The following is a 16,886-nucleotide window of genomic DNA, read 5'->3' on the forward strand; positions in this document are numbered from 1 at the left end:
CTGTGCACGCTTAGACAAGACCGCTGCCCGCGACGACAACCCCTCGTCGAGTGATTGATGCCACAATTGAGAGATCTTTTATTCTCCCGTTGGAGGTTTTAATGGCACAGCAACGAGCACTTCAAACTCCACCCAGCACAGAGATTCAAGGCCTAAGCCGCCGGACTTTGGGCGTGCCTGCCCTTGTTTTCATGATCATTGCCGCGTCAGCGCCGCTGACTGTTATCGCCGGCGGCACACCCAGCAACTTCGCCGTTACCGGTGTGGTGGGAATTCCTGCGTCCTTTCTGGTCCTTGGGATCTGTTTGGCGGTCTTTGCGGTGGGCTACTCGGCAATGAGCGCCCATATCCGCAATGCCGGGGCCTTCTACGCATACATTGCCCAGGGGTTGGGACGGGCGGCCGGAGTCGGCGCGGCGTGGGTGGCGCTGGTCGCCTACAACGCCATGCAGATCGGCATCTACGGCCTGTTCGGCTTCGCGTCGGCCTCGTTCATTGGCAGCAAGATCGGCGCAGAAGTTCCATGGTGGCTGACCGCCGCCGTCGGATTCTTGATAGTCGGCTGGCTCGGCATCAATAAAGTAGATCTGTCGGTCAAAGTGATCGCCGTTCTGGTAGGTCTGGAATTCCTGGCTGTCATTGTGTTCGACATTGTCGCCTTGGCCGTGCAGCCGGAGGGTGTCTCGGCAGCGGGCCTGGCCCCATCGAACCTGTTCACTGCAGGAGTGGGGGCAGCTTTGGCGTTCAGCATTGCCGGATTCATGGGCTTCGAGTCGGCCGCCATCTACAGTGAGGAGGCCAAGGATCCCAAGCGTTCGATCGGGCGGGCCACGTTCATCGCCATTGCCGTCATCTCACTCTTCTACGCATTTTCGGCCTGGGCGACAACCATCGCGACAGGGCCTAGCCAGGTTGTCGCTCAATCCCAGGAATTCGGCCCCGACCTGCTCTTCGTCTTTCTGAGCGCGCATGCGGGTACTGTCGCAGCGGACATCACGCAGATCCTGTTCATCACTAGTCTTCTGGCAGCACTCATTGCCTTTCACAACGCCGTAGCGCGGTATGTCTTCTCGCTGGGACGGGAAGGCGTCCTCCCGAGACGGCTGGGTTACGTCAGTCCGAAAAGCCACGCTCCCGTTGCCGGCTCGCTCGTCCAATCCGCGCTTGCCCTGGTGATGCTGTTCATTTTCGCCGTCGCTGGCATCGGCTCCGAGCTCGGCCCGCTGTATCCTGTCCTGACCTTCTTTACATGGTTGACGAACACCGGGGCATTCGGTCTTGTCCTGCTGCTCGTCCTGATTTCGCTGGCCGTCATCGGATACTTCCGCAGGCACGGTGAAGGATATTCAGTCTGGACGCGTATTTTGGCTCCAGCACTCGCTGTCGCGCTCCTGGGCGCCGTATTCATCATGATCGTCGTCAACTTCGATGTACTCATAGGCACCGAGGGAACGTCACCGCTTTCATGGATCCTTCCCGCGGTTGCGTTGGTGCCCGGGGTACTCGGAGTGCTCTGGGGACTGTACCTGAAAAGTGCCAGGCCTCAGATCTACAGCGGCATTGGTGGCGGCGGAAACGGGGATGACTAAGACGGTGTGAGTGCGAGTTGGAGTCAAGACAATCACGCGTTAAACAGAAGAACCGGGGCTGCAGAGGTTGGGGGGCTGTGCAGCGCCGGTTTTTCCGTCTCAGGCCTCTCGTTCAACGACCTGGGATCAGACGAAGCGGGCTTCTTCCCAAGCCCGGCTTCCTCCCCCAGCCTATGGACTGGCGCAGAAACCTGCGATGGGGAGAACTACCCATCGTGCTGGCTTGACCTCTGACAGGAATGCTGACAGTACGGAGAGCACACCGGATCCAGCACTTCGGTAAGGAAATCGATGCCACCGGAACCTATGTCTCGGCAGCCGGGCTCTTCGGATCCGGGTACTACATCGTGCGGTACAACAGGAGGGCGCCTGACGGCACTGATGCTGTGAATGCTTCCCGATGGCCCGTGGTGGTGCTTCAGGTGCGGGACTTGGATGTTTCGCCACGTACCTCTGCTGAGAGCTGCTACTCGGCTCTAATTGCCAAAGTCCACGCCCACCGGACTCTGCCAGCATCAGGTTCTGGACGGGCCGGCAGTCCTTGGAACGGGTCAGAGTCGCCTACCAGGACTCCTGGACGATAAAACTATCCGCATGAACCCGGCTTCACCTTCAGCCCGCACAATATTCTGGTCCGCCAACGCGACATGCCGTTGGACCCCGGCCGTCGGATCGATCGATTACATCATGCACCGGTGCGGCGTCCATGGACCGTCCCTGGCCGTAGCTCGGTGCTGGCGGATAGCGGAGCCTGACGCCGCAAGGCAGCCAAGTGACCACTACGGTCAATGCACGGATTATCAGATTCCCGAGCGGCCCGCTGGCTCTCCACCTGTCTCTAGCAGGCGGACGCAGGTCTGCAGTGACACCGCCAGGGACGCGACCATCCGGTGCAAAACAAAAAGGCGGGCCGGCTGGTACGTGGAGATCCGCAACAGCCCGCCCGCCTTCTTGACCCGAGGAATCCTAGTTCTGGCGGGCCTCAGGATGCTTCTGCAGGTACTCCCGGTGCGCTTCTTCCACGCGCAGATTGGCACCCCGGGTTTCCTTGACCACGGACACGGCGACCAGGGAAATCACAGACAGCACCGCGATGTAGATTCCGATGGAAATGGTGGTTCCCGTCCATCCCAGCAGCAACTCCGCGATCATCGGAGCGAAAGCGCCACCCAGGATCGCGCCGATCGCGTAACCGATTGAGACACCGGAGTAACGGACGTTGGCGGGGAACATCTCCGCGTACAACGCCGACTGGGGACCGTAGGAGAGGCCGAGCCCGATGGTCAGCACAAAGGCTGCCACCGTGAACCAGATGATACTGGCGGTGTCGATAAGCAAGAACATCGGAACGGCCCACAGCAGGACCCAAACGTAGCCGATCTGGAAGGTGCGGATTCGTCCGATCTTGTCGGAAAGGATACCGCCATACATGGTGAAAGCGAGCCAGCCGAACGCTGCCAGCGTACTCGCCAGCAGCACGGCGGAGCGGTCCATGCCCAGCCCGCCGTCGGGGATTTCTTTGGTTGCATAGGAGGCGAAGAAGGCGATCAGCAGGTAGCCGGCAGCATTGTTCGCAATGAAGATCAATGCTGTCAGGATGACTTCTTTCCAGTTGTGCTTGAACAACTGGCCCAAAGGAGCAGCAGACTCTTTCTTGCGCTCTTGCATCTCCTTGAAGACCGGGCTCTCGTCGACTGTCCGGCGGATCAAGTAGCCGACAACAATCAGTACCACGGAGAACAGGAATGGAATACGCCAGCCCCAAGTCAGGAAGGCCTCTTCTGTCATGAACGTGGTCAAGAGCCACATGACTCCGGTAGCCAGGATCATTCCGCAGGGAACACCGATCTGTGGGAACGCCCCAAAGAAACCACGCTTGTTGCGCGGAGCATGCTCCACGGACATCAGGGCGGCACCGCCCCATTCACCACCGGCGGAGAAGCCCTGGAGGATCCGGAGGAAGACCAGGAGGATCGGAGCCCAAACGCCAATTTCCGCGTAGGTCGGCAGGACACCGATGAGGGTAGTCGCCAGACCCATCAGGAGCAGGGTAAATACCAGCATCAGCTTGCGTCCAAGGCGGTCCCCCAGATGGCCGGCAACAATGGCACCCAGCGGGCGGAAGAGGAAACTGATGCCCAGCGAGGCCCAGGCCACAATCTGGGCTAGACCCGCGCTCTCCTGCGACAGCGGCGCGAAGTACAGACCAGCCAGCACCATGCCGGCTGCCTGGGCATAGATAAAGAAGTCGTACCACTCAATGGTGGTGCCGACCAGCGTTCCGGCAAGAACCTTCCGTTCCTCGTGCCGCGTAGCGGGAGGAAGGTTGTCTGCCAGTTCTTCTGACGTTGACATAAGAAACTCCGATTGTCCGAACGGGAACATTACTTACAGAACGGTCGGTAATGTGACTCTGGCAATATTACACGAAGGTGACCTGGGGCACAGGCCGAAGCCTAACGATTGGGCAACGGCACACCTCCGCCTGCAGCAGCGAAACGGCGCTACACCATCTCCTCGAAGCACGCGCCCGGCTGCTCATCTTGCGCGGCGCCCGCATTGCACGCCGAGGCGCCGCGAGACCTCCTCGAACCTAGCGATCGCGTTCTATAGTTGAACATCACGTCCCGATATAGAACAATGTAGGAATGTGAGTGCAGACACAATTCCTTGTGTGCTGGTTCTCCCCGACGGAAATTAGGATGGTCTGATGAGTGAGGCTCGTATTTCGGCTCCAGCGGCTCCCGCTGGTGCCCCGGCGCGCGCGGAGGCGTCCGCCAAAACGCCCGCCCATTCGCAGACTCTGTCCCGCGGGATCCGGGCCCTCGAGATACTGGCCGAGGCACAGTCGCCGATGACTATCACAGAACTTTCGGAGGCTCTGGGCGTGCACCGGTCGATCGCCTACAGGATTCTACGGACGCTGGAGGATCATTCGTTGCTGTTGCGTGACTCAGCAGGCCGGGTACAGGCCGGGCCGGGTCTGGCCGCGCTGGCACGCGGTGTCTCCCGTGATCTGCAATCAGCGGCACTTCCCGAGCTAACCGCGCTGGCGAACGGACTGGCCATGACGGCGTTCCTTGCCGTGTGGGACCAGCACGACTGCGTTACCCTGGTCACGGTGGAGCCCCGCCATGCTTCAGCCACGTTGGCCCCACGACCGGGCACGCGACACTCCTTCACCGCAGGCGGTCCCGGCATCGCCATCCAATCCGCCTTGACGGAGGAGCAATGGGAGCAGATCGCCCCGGGACAGCCCTACCGTACCGAGGCCAGAAAGGCCCGCGAAGCTGGTTACAGCGTCAGCCATGAGGAAGTTATTCCGGGAACGTCCTCCGTGGCGGCGCCCATCCGGATTCCTGGACAGTTGCCGGCTGCGATCGCCGTCGTTTATGTCTGGACGGACAAGCCGGAGGATGAATTGGGAGCACAATTGGTCCGGGCGGCTGCCGTGATAGAGGACGAACTTCGCTGACTAGCTCCGCTTGCGAACCAGGATTGCACCGAGAATGCTTACGGCCAGCATCGCTACGGACGCAGCGGCCGCGACCGCGAAGGCACCCCGGTAGCCGGATGTTTCGGCAATCGCCCCGGCAATTCCCGAACCAAGGGCCGAGCCGAGCACTACGCCGCTAGCCAGCAGGGTCATGACAGTGCCCAGCCGCTCGTCCGGAGCGACCTTTCCCCCGATGGTAAAGATGGTGACCATCGTGGGTCCGACCGGCAGGCCCACGAGCAGCAGTACTACCAGCATCGGCACAACTTCAGTTGGCAGGAACAGCAGAAGGCTGAGGACGGCCATCGCTGCGGCACTGGCGATCCAGCGTGAGGCATGGGAAAACGTCTCCGACCAGTAGGCGACAGACAACGCCGTGACTGCGGAACTCAGTCCAAGCACGGCATAGAGCAATCCTGCCGTGTCCGCCGCACCAAAGCTACCGCCAAACGCATTGAGAGCATTCTGGGTGGCACCGAAGAACGTCCCCATGGCAATCATCCCGGCAACAGGAATAATGACCACGCCCCAGTTCACCGGAGTCTTCCGTGCCGCCGCCGCTGCCTGCGGGTGCCGTTCAACGAGCTTCGGGGTCAGTGGTTGGACGCTGCGGTAGGTCGGGTGGACAGCGAAGGCCGAAACCATGACGAGGGTCAGGGTAGCCGCCAGCGCAAACGGCAGCCAGGCTGCTACCAAGGCCGCAAGCAGCCCCACCAGTGCCGGCCCCAGCACGAAGGTCAGCTCGTCGGCAGTACTTTCGTAGGACAGGGCCGTATCGAGGTCCTGCTTGTTGTTCCTCGTCATCGCCATCCACCGCACGCGCGCCAGCGGACCCACTTGCGGGCAAGTGGCTCCCATGAGCAGCGCAGCGCCGAGGGCGAAAAGGATGTCCGGCCCGGCGAAATTGGCGGTGAGGTAGGCGGCGGCAAGGACGAGGCCAATGCTCAGTGTGTGGGCAACAGCCGAAATCAGCAGGACCGGGCGTTGGCCTGCCCGGTCGGCGAAATAGCCGATCGCGGGAGCGCCAATGGCGGATCCGATGCCAACTGCGCCGGCGGCGAAGCCACCGATTGCGTAGGAACCGCTAACGGCAGTCAGCAGAGTCAGCGCTCCCACCGTGAGCATGGCCAAGGGAAGCCGTGCGAGGAAGGCAATAGGCAGGAAACTTGGTCCCGCCAAGGCTGGCAAGCGTGCGTAACGCCCGAAAATGCTGCCTGACGGTGATGCTTCCGATACGTCGCCCGTGGCCTCAGCCGCTGGGGCGTTGGGAGTTGGAGTGGAGTCCGCACTTCGTGTCATGTCGTTTTCCGATAGCAAGAACCGCGCATCGTCCCGCCTCCCGATGCGCCCAACCCGGATAACGGCATAATCCTACACCGGTTGCAAGATGGGTGATTCCGCCGTCATCATCCGCACGGTGGATCCATCTCGACCTTTGCTGATCAGCAGCTGCGCTCCGATTCGCTGCTTCATTTCGGCCACATGGCTGACCAGTCCTACGACCCTGCCGCCGTCGCGGAGGCCTTCGAGGGCGTCCATCACCTGTTCGAGCGCCTGTTCGTCCAGACTGCCGAATCCTTCGTCCACAAAGAGAGTTTCGATATCGACTCCGCCGGCCTCCGCCTGGACCACATCTGCAAGCCCCAAGGCAAGGGCAAGCGATGCCATGAAGGATTCACCGCCAGAGAGCGTCGAGGTATCGCGGCGTTGTCCGGTCCATTCGTCACTGACATGGAGCCCGAGACCCGACTTCTTGTTGCCAGACTTCGAGTCGTCATGGACGAGCCGGTAACGTCCGTCCGTCATGGCATGCAGGCGTTCCGAGGCCGCCGCGGCGATCTGCTCGAGCCGGGCAGCAAGGACATAGGTGGTGAGAGTCATTTTCCGTTCATTTTCGCCCAGGCCGCGGACCGTATCGCCAACGGACTGCACCAGTTCAAAACGTGCCCGGACCGGCTCCAGCGATGCTGCCGCTGCCTCCAGCCGCCGGGAATAGCCGAGCAGCTGTTCCGCGGACTCCTGCAGCACCCCGTGCCGCACGGCCACGGTTTGCAGCTCCGTTTCCATAGCCAGCGCCTTGTGCCGTAGTTGCTCCAACTCCGCCTCGTCCGGCAGCGGTTCCCCATCCGTTTGGGCTTGCCGAGCACGGGCAACGCGGTCTGAGGCCTGCAGCAGTTCGATCCGCTGGCCAAGGGAGGCATATTCACGGTCCTGCAGCTGGGCCTGTTCCAGCTCGCGCGCCGAGAGGAGCGCGGACAGGACATCGGCTTCCGAGCCAAAATCGGAACCCGCTATGGCGTCCTCTAGCTCACTGCTGCACCGTTCCAGCGTTGCCAGCGCGTACGTGTACTCCCCCAGCAACTGACGGCATCGCTTGAGCAGGCCGTCCAGTGCAGTCAAGCTCTCCGCCAGCTCCTGCAGTGTGCCGCCCGGCGGCAGAACCGAAGCAATCTTCTGCTCCAGTTGGTCGGCATGCCGCGCCGCCGCCTCGGCATCCGAGCGGGCACCGGCCGCAGCGACCGCCAGTTCCGACCCCTGGCTCAGCAGCGCTGCGAGCTCGTCCCGGCTCTTTTCGATCAGGCCGCGCAGACGCTCGCGGTTCTGTGCGGCCTCCTGTGCCTTGCCAAGGAGCTCCTGCAGGTCGCGGACACCGGCAGCGGCCGCTTCCGGTTCGGTTTCCCCGCCTTGGGCCGCCAGGGCCGCCAACTTATTCTCGAGGGCAGCAAAGCTTTCCTGCGATTTCGCGTAGGCGGTCTCGGCCTGGGCATGCTCCCGCCGGGCTGCGGCTTCTTCTTCCCGGCTGACCATGCTGTCGCTGTCTGCTGTTGCCAGCCGCGGATGTTCGTCAGATCCGCAGACCGGGCACGGTTCACCCTGTTCGAGTGTGTGGGCGAGCTCAGCGGCTGATTGCTCCAGCCGCCGCTCCAGAAGGTCCAGCCAGTGCTGTTTCAACTGCAATTGCACGGCATTGGCTTCATCGCGCATCCGCCTGGCAGAGTCAGTCCGGGCGCGGCATGCGCCGTAGGCGGACACCGTTTCCGCGACCGCCTCTGCCTCTTTCAACCGCTGCCCGAGCCGTTCGACGTCCGAGTCTGCGCCGTCGGCGGCGGCCAGGTCGGCGGCGAATTGTTCGCCGGCAGCGCGGGTAGCTTCTGCCTCCGCATCTACCTTTTCGTAGCGGCGGTCAAGCTGATCCGCAGTCTGCAGCAGCCTCTCTGCCTGGGCCCTTGCCTCTTTCAGGCGGGCTTCCTCAGGTAAGAGGGCGCGGATCCTGCCCAGTTCGTGGCCAATGCTGCCTGCAACAGTTTCGATCAACTCTTGTGCCCGGCCGGCTCCCGTAGCCCGCAGTTCCAGCTTCCCGGATACGAAATCGGGCGCGTAAATGCCGCATAGCGGATGGCGCGCTGCGCGTTCGAATGCTGTCTGTGCCGCGTGGAGGCTGTCCTCGGTCCTGGACGAAGCCTGGTCCCGGTGCCGGATGCTGGATTGCAGCAGTTCCGCGGCCCGGTGGGCCATAAGTACGTGGGCGCGCCGGCTGGATTCGTTCGCCCCTGCCGTCTGCTCCGCCTCCAGCCTCTGCAGGAGAAGCAAGTCCGTGTGGTCGGCCAGGCGCATTTCCTGCCGCGCAATGCCGCTCCTGAGTTCTTCGAGTTTCCTACGGCCACTCACGACGGCATCCTCTGCCTCCTTCGCAAGCCGCTCGACGGACGAGTGCAGATGCCGCAGCTTCTCGGTGGCCGGGGCACTGTCCTCCGGCAGTTGTTCCGGCGCCAGGTGGCGGTTCGCTTCTTCCTCCGCACGACGCAGCAGGTGTCCCAGCTCCGATTCGGCGGTTGAAAAAGCCGCCCGTGCCGCGGCGGCATCGGCCGCCAGGGATTCCTCGATCAGCTCATAGCGGTCCGTATCGAACAAACGCTGCAGCAGCGGACGCCGCTCTTTGGCGTCCGCCCTGAGAAAGGCCGCGAATTCGCCCTGCGGCAGCATGACCACTTTGGTGAACTGGTCAAGGCTCATGCCCAGCACATCGCCAAGTTCGACGGCGGCTTCGTCATTCCTGGCCGACTTCTCGATCCAACTACCGTCGACGAGTTCGCGCAGGAGGGTGCGCGCCTGCTCGGTAACACTGCCCTTGCTTGACCTGGTGGAGGGCCGGTCCCACTGCGGCGAGCGCGTCACTTCAAAGCGCCGGCCCCGGGCGCTGAACTCACACACTACTTCCGGTGCCAAGGCCGGGTCCGCGTGGTCGCTGCGCAACCGCTTGCCGCCCTGCCGGGCACCGGGAACGGATCCATACAGGGCGAAACATACCGCATCCAAAATGCTGGTCTTGCCTGCGCCGGTCTTGCCGTTGAGCAGAAACAGGCCGTGGGCACTGAGCTCATCAAAGTCCACGCTCTGGCGTTGCGCGAACGGGCCGAAGGCCTGGATCTCCAGCCGGTGCAGTCTCATGCGGACACCTCCGCGGATTGCACTTTGGCCAGGGTTTCCATCAGCAATCCTCGTTCCGCATCGCCCGCCGACCGGGACCGTACATGGTCAAGAAAACCGCAGCAGACCTCCAGGTCATCCTGTGCTTTGGCGATACGTTCGCTGTAGGTCAGGCGGTCCGTACGTGGGCCGCCTTCCGGATCGAAAGCGAGGACAAGTGTATGGGCGAAACGGGCGCGGAGCCGTTCCATGGCTTTCAGCGGCCGCTCGACATCCGTAACAGTGATCTGGCAGTAGGAGTCTTCTGCAGCGGCATGTTTGTCGGATTCCAGCAGGTCCGCCATGCTGCCGCGCAGCACGGCGAGCCGGCGCCCGGTGTCCCAAGTGACGTTCTCCGCGCCCACAAGGCCGTCCCGGTTAAATTCAAGCAGGATCCCGCCCTTGTGGTGGCCGGCTTCGGAAAACGAATACGGCAGAGGCGAACCGGAATACCGCACCGATACGCTCAGCTCCTGGCGCCCATGCAGGTGCCCCAGCGCCACATAGTCGAGGCCATCGAAGAGATCCAACGGGACTGCCCCTACTCCCCCGATGCTCAGGTCCCGCTCGCTGTCCGAGGTCAATCCGCCGCTGGCGAAGGTGTGGGCCATGACCAGCGAACGGACCGGCCCGTGTGCCCTGCGGCTCTCCAGATCCTGGTGGATGCGTTCCAGTGCGGCACGCATCACGGCAGTGTGCGTAGGCGCGGCTGCCTCCAGTTCCTCTGCCGTCAGCCGCGGCTCCAAGTATGGGATGCCGTAAACGGCCAGGGTGGCGCCGTCAAGCTCAAGTTCCACCGGGGTGGCCAGTTCGGCAATCCGGGTCCTCAGGTGGACGCCGCCGTGGGCCAGAATGGCGCTGCCGAAACCCAGGCGCGAGGCTGAGTCATGGTTGCCGCTGGTCAGGATGATCCGGGCGCCGGCCGACCGGATCCTGGACAGCGCGTCCGAAAACATCGTCACGACGTCCACCCCCGGCAGGGCACGGTCATACACATCCCCGGCAATGAGCACGACATCCACGCCCTGTTCCCGGACCGTATCCACCAGCTGGTCGAGGAAGTGCTGTTGCGCTCCAAGCATGCCGACGCCGTGGAAAGACCGGCCAAGGTGCCAGTCCGATGTGTGCAAAAGCTTCATGACTTCAAAGCTACCTGCCGGCTCTGACAGTTTTTCGCAGACCTGCCGTCATCCACAGGTGTCCTTTTACACAGCAGTGTCCCGCCCCTGCTGCAGGGACGGGACACAGCTGGGTAAAGCAGGCAGCGGTAGCGCCTTACTCGGCGGAGTCCTTGCGGCCGGTGTCCTTGGGAGCCGGTTTCTGGTCAAAGAAGTCACGGGCCTCGGCGGCACCGAGATCGTCCCGGCCAGGCTTGCCGTCAGTAATGCTCTTGTCGTCTTCGACGGTGTCTACCACCGCATTGCCCCCGGCGACGCCTTCGCCGGCCGTGGTGCCCGTCCCCGTACCGGTAACGGAAGCGGTAGTGGAGGTATCGGCGGCAGCCGAAGCCCGCCGTCCGGCGTCGTCCGCTGTTTTCGTCTTGGCGGGAACGGTTTCAGCGCTGCGGTACAGCAGCCCGGCAATGAGCGCACCGAGCACCGGAGCGGCCCAGAACAGCCACAGCTCCCCCAGGGCGGCCGGCTCGGCGAAGTAGACCGCCGCGGTGGAGCGTGCCGGGTTCATGCCTGCATTGGAGATCGGCAGCAGGGCGGCGGTCAGCACGGCGAAGGCCAGACCCACGGCGTAGGGAGCGCTGCGCAGGCGGTCGCGCGAAGACGTGGCACCGAGGTAAATCGCCACGAGCATCGCGGTGCCGATGGTTTCCGCGAGGAAGACGCCGGCCATCGTGAAGCCGAGGTCTTCGCCGGAAGCATACCCATTGGCGACGGAGGAGAATACCTGGGCGGCCTGGGATCCCACCGGGTGACTGCGCATAATGACCCACAGCACGACGGCGGCCAGCGATGTCCCGACCAGCTGGGCGATGATGTACGGCAGAACGTTCTTCCAACTGGTCCTGCCCGCGAGCGCACTGCCCAGCGTGATCGCCGGGTTGAACTGTCCGCCGGAGATGTGGCCGAACGCCAGCATGCCGGCGATCACGGCCAGGCCGAACCCGAACGGTACGGCGAATCCGCCCTGCGGGTTGAACATGCCGATGCCCAAGGCACCGAAGAACAACAGAAAGGCACCCGCAATCTCGGCGGCAATCCGCGCCGACATCCCATAGCCCTCCCCGAGCCGGGGAGGCAGCTCCCTCACGGCTGGCGGTGCGGGACGTGGCTGGGGGTTCTCAGCCTGCTCTGTCGACATCTGGTTATTACCTCCTTGGGCCGGTGCTGGACCGGCGTCCGATCACAAAACGACTACAGCGTTTCACCTAATACTGGGAAAAAGCTGAACGTTCGCTGAACAGCTTGCGACGACGCTTGATGAAGCTCGCTCTGCCCGGCCCAACAGTGATGGGGCACGGATAAGGTGGAGGGGTGACTACTGACTTCGCTTCCCGCGTCCGCGGCTGCCTGCTGGGCGGTGCCCTCGGCGACCAACTGGGCTCTGCCGTTGAGTTTTCCCGCTGGGACCAGATCCAGGAGCTTTTCGGCCCCGACGGGCTGCGGGATTTCTCCCAGCTGGATTTCCCGGGCCATATCTCGGACGACACACAGCTCACCCTTTATACAGTAGACGCCCTGGTGGAAGCGCTGGAATGGGCCAACGGTGGCACTGCCGCCGACGAGACAGCACTCCTGTGGCTGGCCTATCTACGCTGGTACGCCGGTCAGGAAGGCGGTTTTCCCGAGTCGGCCCCGGAACCGGCCCCGCGCTGGATCGACGCCCAACCGGTTCTCAAGCAGCGCCGCGCTCCGGGCAAAGCATGTTTGTCGGCGCTTGCCACGGGCGACATGGGGACTTTGGCCCGGCCGCTGAATCCACGGTCCAAAGGCTGCGGATCCGTGATTCGCTCCGCCCCGTTCGGGCTGCTGCCGTTCGTCCCGCCGGAGACGGTGTACACGTTCGCGGTCAACGGCTCGGCACTGACCCACGGGCACCCGGCAGCACACCACAGCGCCGCAGCCTTTGCCTCCCTCATCCGGCTGCTGACCCACGAGAACGTCGAACTCGCCGGCGCCGCGTCTGCCGTACTCGCCCGTGCCGAGCAGGAAACATCCGCCCCCGAGCTCGCCGCCAGTCTCCGCGCAGCCATCGCGTTGGCGGAGCAAGGTGCGGTGGCACCGACGGAACTCACCGCAGCACTGGGTGAGGGCTGGGTCGCCGAGGAGGCACTCGCCGTCGCGCTTTATTCAGTCCTGGCTACCGCAGGGAATACGACGCCGGAAGAGCACTTCCGCAGTGCCCTCGCCATAGCCATTAATCACGACGGCGACAGCGACTCCACCGGGAGCATCGCGGGGAACATCCTCGGGGCTTTCTATGGCGAGGCGGCGCTGCCCCCGTCTTGGATCGATGCGGCAGAAGCGCCGGAGGTGGTCCTCGGCATGGCGGGCCGTTTCCTGGCCCAGACCGAAGCCCCGGCGTAAGCAGCCGGACCGGCCGATACGCTGGTTCCATGACTCAGGACTGGATCCCCAACGCATTGCCGCCCTTGCACGGAAAAACGGTGGTCGTCACCGGCGGAAACGCCGGCCTGGGCTATTTCACCTCGGAGCAACTGGCCGAGGCGGGCGCCAAGGTCGTCATCGCAGCTCGGAATCCGCAGAAGGCCAAAGCCGCCATCACCGCGATCAAGGCCCGCTGTCCGGATGCAGCTGTAACCTACCAGCATCTGGATCTGGCGAGCCTGGCTTCGGTGCGGCACGCGGCCGCGAAACTCTCGGAGCTGGAGCATATCGACAGTCTGGTGGCGAACGCCGGCGTCATCGGATCCCCGCTCCGGCAAAGCACCGCGGATGGCTTCGAGCTCCAGTTCGGCACGAACCACCTGGGCCATTTTGCACTGGTCGCCGAACTGATGCCCGCGCTGGCCGCCCACGGCAGCCGGATTGTTCATTTGGGCAGCGTCAGCCACCGCTGGGTGAGGCCGGACTTCACCACGGCGGCGCATCCCCGCAAGTACTCGAGCTACCACTCCTATGCCCTGTCCAAGCTGGCAGTCATGAGTTTCGGTTTTGAACTGGCACACCGGCTGGAATTGCTGGGCTCCCCGGCCACCTCGGTGGTGGCTCATCCCGGCTACGCGCGCAGCATGTTCACCCCGCGCCGGCCCGGCGTGGCTACCTATCGGCCCGCCCCGGGTATGCAGCGGCGGTTCAGCCGCCCCTTCGCCCAGGGCAAGGACGCCGGCGCCTGGCCACTGGTGCGCGCCGCCGTGGACAACGAGGTCCGCAACGGGGACTATTGGGGGCCGGACGGGCCGTTCCAGCTCCGTGGCCGGCCCGCGCTGGTGCAGCCGCAGCCCCATGCCTTGGAGCGGAACGCCGCGTCACGACTGATCGATCTGTCCCAGGAACTGACCGGGTTCCGGCTGGACCTTTAAGGCGCGGGTTTAGTAGTACGCAGGTTTAGTAGGACGCGGCTTAGGCTACCCGGGTCAGGCACTGGTGGACGGCCATTCGCCGCCGAGCATCTGCAGGAACTCCCCCTCGGAGAGGACCTCGACCTGCTGGCCGCGGCCGTGCAGCGCCAGGACCTTCTGGGCCTTGGTAGTGATCCGGCCCCGCGTGAGGTCCGCCGCGACGAAGCCGTCCCCCACCACCAGGACACTCGTCTTGCGCGTTACGGTGCTGGCTGGCTGGGCGCCGAGGGCGGCCGCACGGATCTTGGCCTGCTGGCGTTCGATTCCGAGGTTGCCGGTGAACACGATGGTTTGGCCGAACAGTGGATGCGTCTCGTCCGCCTCGGGATTGGCCGGCGGATTGGTGCCTTCCTGCGGCCAGTAAGTCCAGGCGGTACTCGGCGCCGCTCCCCCGGCTGTGCCGGCCAGTTCCTGGCGGTTGCGGGCGTTCACTGTTGGTTTTGAGAGACCGTCGCGGCCCGGAACGTATTCCTGCAGCCGCGATGCCGGCAGCTGCATGGCAACCAGAAGTTCGGCAATGCTGGCCGCCGAGTTCCGGGCTGCAATGTCGACCATGATGCCCGCGCAGGCCCGGGCATCGGCGACCGCATCGTGGTGGTTCAGTAGCGGAACGCCGGCGGCTTCGGCGACGAACGGCAAAGAATAGGACACGAGCGAGTAGCTGCGCCGCGAAAGAATGACAGTGCAGGCGTAGTCATAGGCGGGCCCGGAGAGCTCAGAAACCTCCAGCGCCGAGCGGATCACGCCCATATCGAACGCCGCATTGTGTGCCACCAGGACATCCGCACCGATAAAGCCGGCCATCTCGGGGAAGATCTCCCCGAACCGCGAGCTGCCGGCGACCATGTCAGCGGTGATGCCATGGATCTGGACGTTGCGCGGATCGAAGTGGTCGAAGCCTTCCGGCGGACGCATCAGCCAGGAAGCTTCTTCCACCACCTGCCCGTCACGCACCTTGGTCAGACCCACAGAACACGGAGAGCCCCTGAACCCGTTTGCTGTCTCAAAGTCTATGGCCGTGAACTCAATTCCCACGCCCTCAAGAGTACCGGCCCGCCAGGACAGTTCCTGCCATAAACACGACGCAGCTGCGGGCACCAAGGCCGGCAGCCGCCGTCGTTATTGCGTGTTCCTGGAGCGTGGCTTTGCCCCCTACGGCTCGGCCCGGCGCAGGGTGAGGTAGTAGCCCGCGGCGAGGACGGCGCAGAAGAGCGCAACCCAGCCCGAGACGCTCAGCGGCGTCTGCGCAACGAACTACGCGACGACCGCGGGCCACCAGCCCTGCCATGTGGTCAACGCCACCAAGCCCAGCAGCGCCAAGGCAATCGCGATCCACACGATCCGAAGGTCAAGAGGTATGCCTTGGAGCAATGCGGCGGACAAGCTTCACGAACTGTTTACACAGGAGCTCTTAGAAGCCGGCGGGCGCAGCGCTACCCTTGAGACATGGCTACTCTCACCCCCGGGCCGCAGTGGTATTTGTTCGACTACGGCATGGTGATTTCCACCGCCCCGGAAGAAGCGGACTGGCAGGTACTGGAAGAGGCGGCAGGCCTGAATCTGCGGCAGACGGACAGCGCTTACTGGCTTCACCGGCTGCAGTACGACGAGGGCCGGCTCTCCTCAAGAGACTACTGGACACGGGTAGTCGGCTCGGCAGTCTCCGAGGGCAGGGCAATGGAACTGGATTCACTGGACGCTATCCAGTGGTCGCATCTGAATCTGGACACACTCGATGTCCTGGATTTGCTCAGTTCGCGGACCGCGGAGCTGGCGGTGCTGTCCAATATGCCGCTGGCCATGGCGGACGAATTTTCCTCTGCGGCATGGACGAGATATTTTTCGCAGTGCTTTTATAGTTCCCGAATCGGCAAGGTCAAGCCCGACCCCGGCGCTTTCCAGCACGTGCTCTCAGCACTGAACGCGGATCCGGCCGCGATCGTCTTCATCGACGACAAGGCCGAAAACATTGCGGCCGCCAAGGCGCTTGGGATGACCACGGTCCATCACATCCCGGGCACGGACCTGCTGCGCGAGCTCGGACTTTAGCCGCCCGGAGCCTGAGTCAGGAGGCTGAATTCCGGCTGTTGCGGATCTTCACGATCTTGGAAATGAGCCAGTAGGCCGCAAAGATAATCACTGCGGCGATGACGATCTTCTGGAAGATGTCCGCGTACTGCTCCACGAAGTGCCAGTTTTCGCCCAGGTAGAACCCGGCGAAAACAAAAATGGTGTTCCAGATCAGGCTGCCGGCCGTGGACAGCAGCAGGAACTTCCACACGGGCATTCGTTCGATACCCGCCGGAATGGAAATCAGGGACCGGAAGATCGGGATCATCCTGCCAAAGAAGACCGCCTTGTAACCGTGCCGGTTGAACCAGGCTTCTACTTTTTCGACGTCCTCGACGTCGACCAGCGGAAGTTTGTCAGCAATGGCGTACATCCGCCGGCGTCCCAGCCAGGCACCAAGCCCGTAGAGCAGCCAGGCGCCGAGTACCGAACCCAGCGTGGTCCACAGCAGCGCCTCGATGAGCGTGAAATTTCCCCGGCTGGCCGTGAAGCCTGCCAGCGGCAGGATAACTTCGCTGGGAAGAGGCGGGAAGAGGTTTTCCAACGCGATGGCCAGGCCGGCGCCGGGAGCCCCGATGGTCTCCATCATGTCCACGGCCCACTGGGCCACGCCCGTAAGGTTCGCGGCGGAGTCAGTGGACTGGGCGGAAACGGCAGCGTGGAATTGGATGCTCATGATGCCTTCAAGTGTGCCTTACGCTCCTCCGCTTCGCCGAACGGCACGTCTGCA

General features: G+C 63.5%; 13 protein-coding genes. 5 read left to right on the forward strand and 8 right to left on the reverse strand.

The window, feature by feature from the left end; genetic code table 11:
* Positions 1-173: 173 nt before the first annotated feature.
* Positions 174-1,589 carry an APC family permease gene (locus J5251_RS17075; RefSeq protein WP_346764117.1) on the forward strand — a complete coding sequence of 472 codons (1,416 nt, stop codon included), beginning with the start codon at positions 174-176 and terminating at the stop codon, positions 1,587-1,589.
* Between the two features lie 966 nt (positions 1,590-2,555).
* Here J5251_RS17075 and J5251_RS17080 read toward each other — a convergent pair.
* Complete coding sequence (locus J5251_RS17080; RefSeq protein WP_139004916.1) at positions 2,556-3,944, reverse strand: MFS transporter; 1,389 nt, start codon at positions 3,942-3,944, stop codon at positions 2,556-2,558.
* A gap of 355 nt (positions 3,945-4,299) precedes the next feature.
* On the opposite strand from J5251_RS17080, the gene J5251_RS17085 reads away from it, so the two are divergent.
* Positions 4,300-5,064, forward strand: coding sequence for an IclR family transcriptional regulator (locus J5251_RS17085; protein WP_139004915.1), 765 nt, complete (start codon positions 4,300-4,302; stop codon positions 5,062-5,064).
* Here the strand turns inward: J5251_RS17085 and J5251_RS17090 are convergent, their stop codons facing one another.
* The 4 genes from J5251_RS17090 to J5251_RS17105 form a co-directional block, all read right to left on the reverse strand.
* Positions 5,065-6,264 carry an MFS transporter gene (locus J5251_RS17090; RefSeq protein ID WP_348272938.1) on the reverse strand — a complete coding sequence of 400 codons (1,200 nt, stop codon included), beginning with the start codon at positions 6,262-6,264 and terminating at the stop codon, positions 5,065-5,067.
* Positions 6,265-6,456: 192 nt separating this feature from the next.
* Positions 6,457-9,534 carry an AAA family ATPase gene (locus tag J5251_RS17095; RefSeq protein WP_208574687.1) on the reverse strand — a complete coding sequence of 1,026 codons (3,078 nt, stop codon included), beginning with the start codon at positions 9,532-9,534 and terminating at the stop codon, positions 6,457-6,459.
* Positions 9,531-10,691, reverse strand: a complete 1,161-nt coding sequence (locus J5251_RS17100; protein WP_208574688.1) for an exonuclease SbcCD subunit D — start codon at positions 10,689-10,691, stop codon at positions 9,531-9,533. Before J5251_RS17100 ends, J5251_RS17095 begins: the two co-directional genes overlap by 4 nt.
* A 136-nt stretch (positions 10,692-10,827) precedes the next feature.
* Positions 10,828-11,865, reverse strand: a complete 1,038-nt coding sequence (locus J5251_RS17105; protein WP_208574689.1) for an MIP/aquaporin family protein — start codon at positions 11,863-11,865, stop codon at positions 10,828-10,830.
* Positions 11,866-12,038: 173 nt separating this feature from the next.
* On the opposite strand from J5251_RS17105, the gene J5251_RS17110 reads away from it, so the two are divergent.
* A complete protein-coding gene (locus J5251_RS17110; protein ID WP_208574690.1) occupies positions 12,039-13,091 on the forward strand; it encodes an ADP-ribosylglycohydrolase family protein in 1,053 nt (350 codons plus the stop codon).
* 29 nt (positions 13,092-13,120) lie between these two features.
* Positions 13,121-14,047 (forward strand): SDR family NAD(P)-dependent oxidoreductase, encoded by a 927-nt coding sequence (locus tag J5251_RS17115; protein ID WP_139004909.1) that lies wholly within the window; start codon positions 13,121-13,123, stop codon positions 14,045-14,047.
* Positions 14,048-14,101: 54 nt separating this feature from the next.
* Here J5251_RS17115 and J5251_RS17120 read toward each other — a convergent pair whose 3' ends face one another.
* Together J5251_RS17120 and J5251_RS20540 are read right to left on the reverse strand one after the other, a co-directional pair.
* On the reverse strand, positions 14,102-15,121 hold the full coding sequence (locus J5251_RS17120) for an exonuclease domain-containing protein (protein WP_208574691.1): 1,020 nt from the start codon (positions 15,119-15,121) through the stop codon (positions 14,102-14,104).
* 219 nt (positions 15,122-15,340) lie between these two features.
* Positions 15,341-15,469, reverse strand: coding sequence for a hypothetical protein (locus J5251_RS20540; protein ID WP_279633600.1), 129 nt, complete (start codon positions 15,467-15,469; stop codon positions 15,341-15,343).
* A gap of 63 nt (positions 15,470-15,532) precedes the next feature.
* Between J5251_RS20540 and J5251_RS17125 the strand changes: the two genes are divergently transcribed.
* The gene (locus J5251_RS17125) at positions 15,533-16,135 is read left to right on the forward strand and encodes an HAD family hydrolase (protein WP_208574692.1); all 603 of its coding nucleotides are present in this window, start codon (positions 15,533-15,535) and stop codon (positions 16,133-16,135) included.
* Between the two features lie 16 nt (positions 16,136-16,151).
* Here the strand turns inward: J5251_RS17125 and J5251_RS17130 are convergent, their stop codons facing one another.
* Positions 16,152-16,832, reverse strand: a complete 681-nt coding sequence (locus J5251_RS17130) for a DedA family protein (protein WP_208574693.1) — start codon at positions 16,830-16,832, stop codon at positions 16,152-16,154.
* Positions 16,833-16,886 lie beyond the last annotated feature (54 nt).

It is taken from the genome of Arthrobacter crystallopoietes, from assembly GCF_017603825.1.
Taxonomy (GTDB): Bacteria; Actinomycetota; Actinomycetes; order Actinomycetales; family Micrococcaceae; genus Crystallibacter; species Crystallibacter crystallopoietes_B.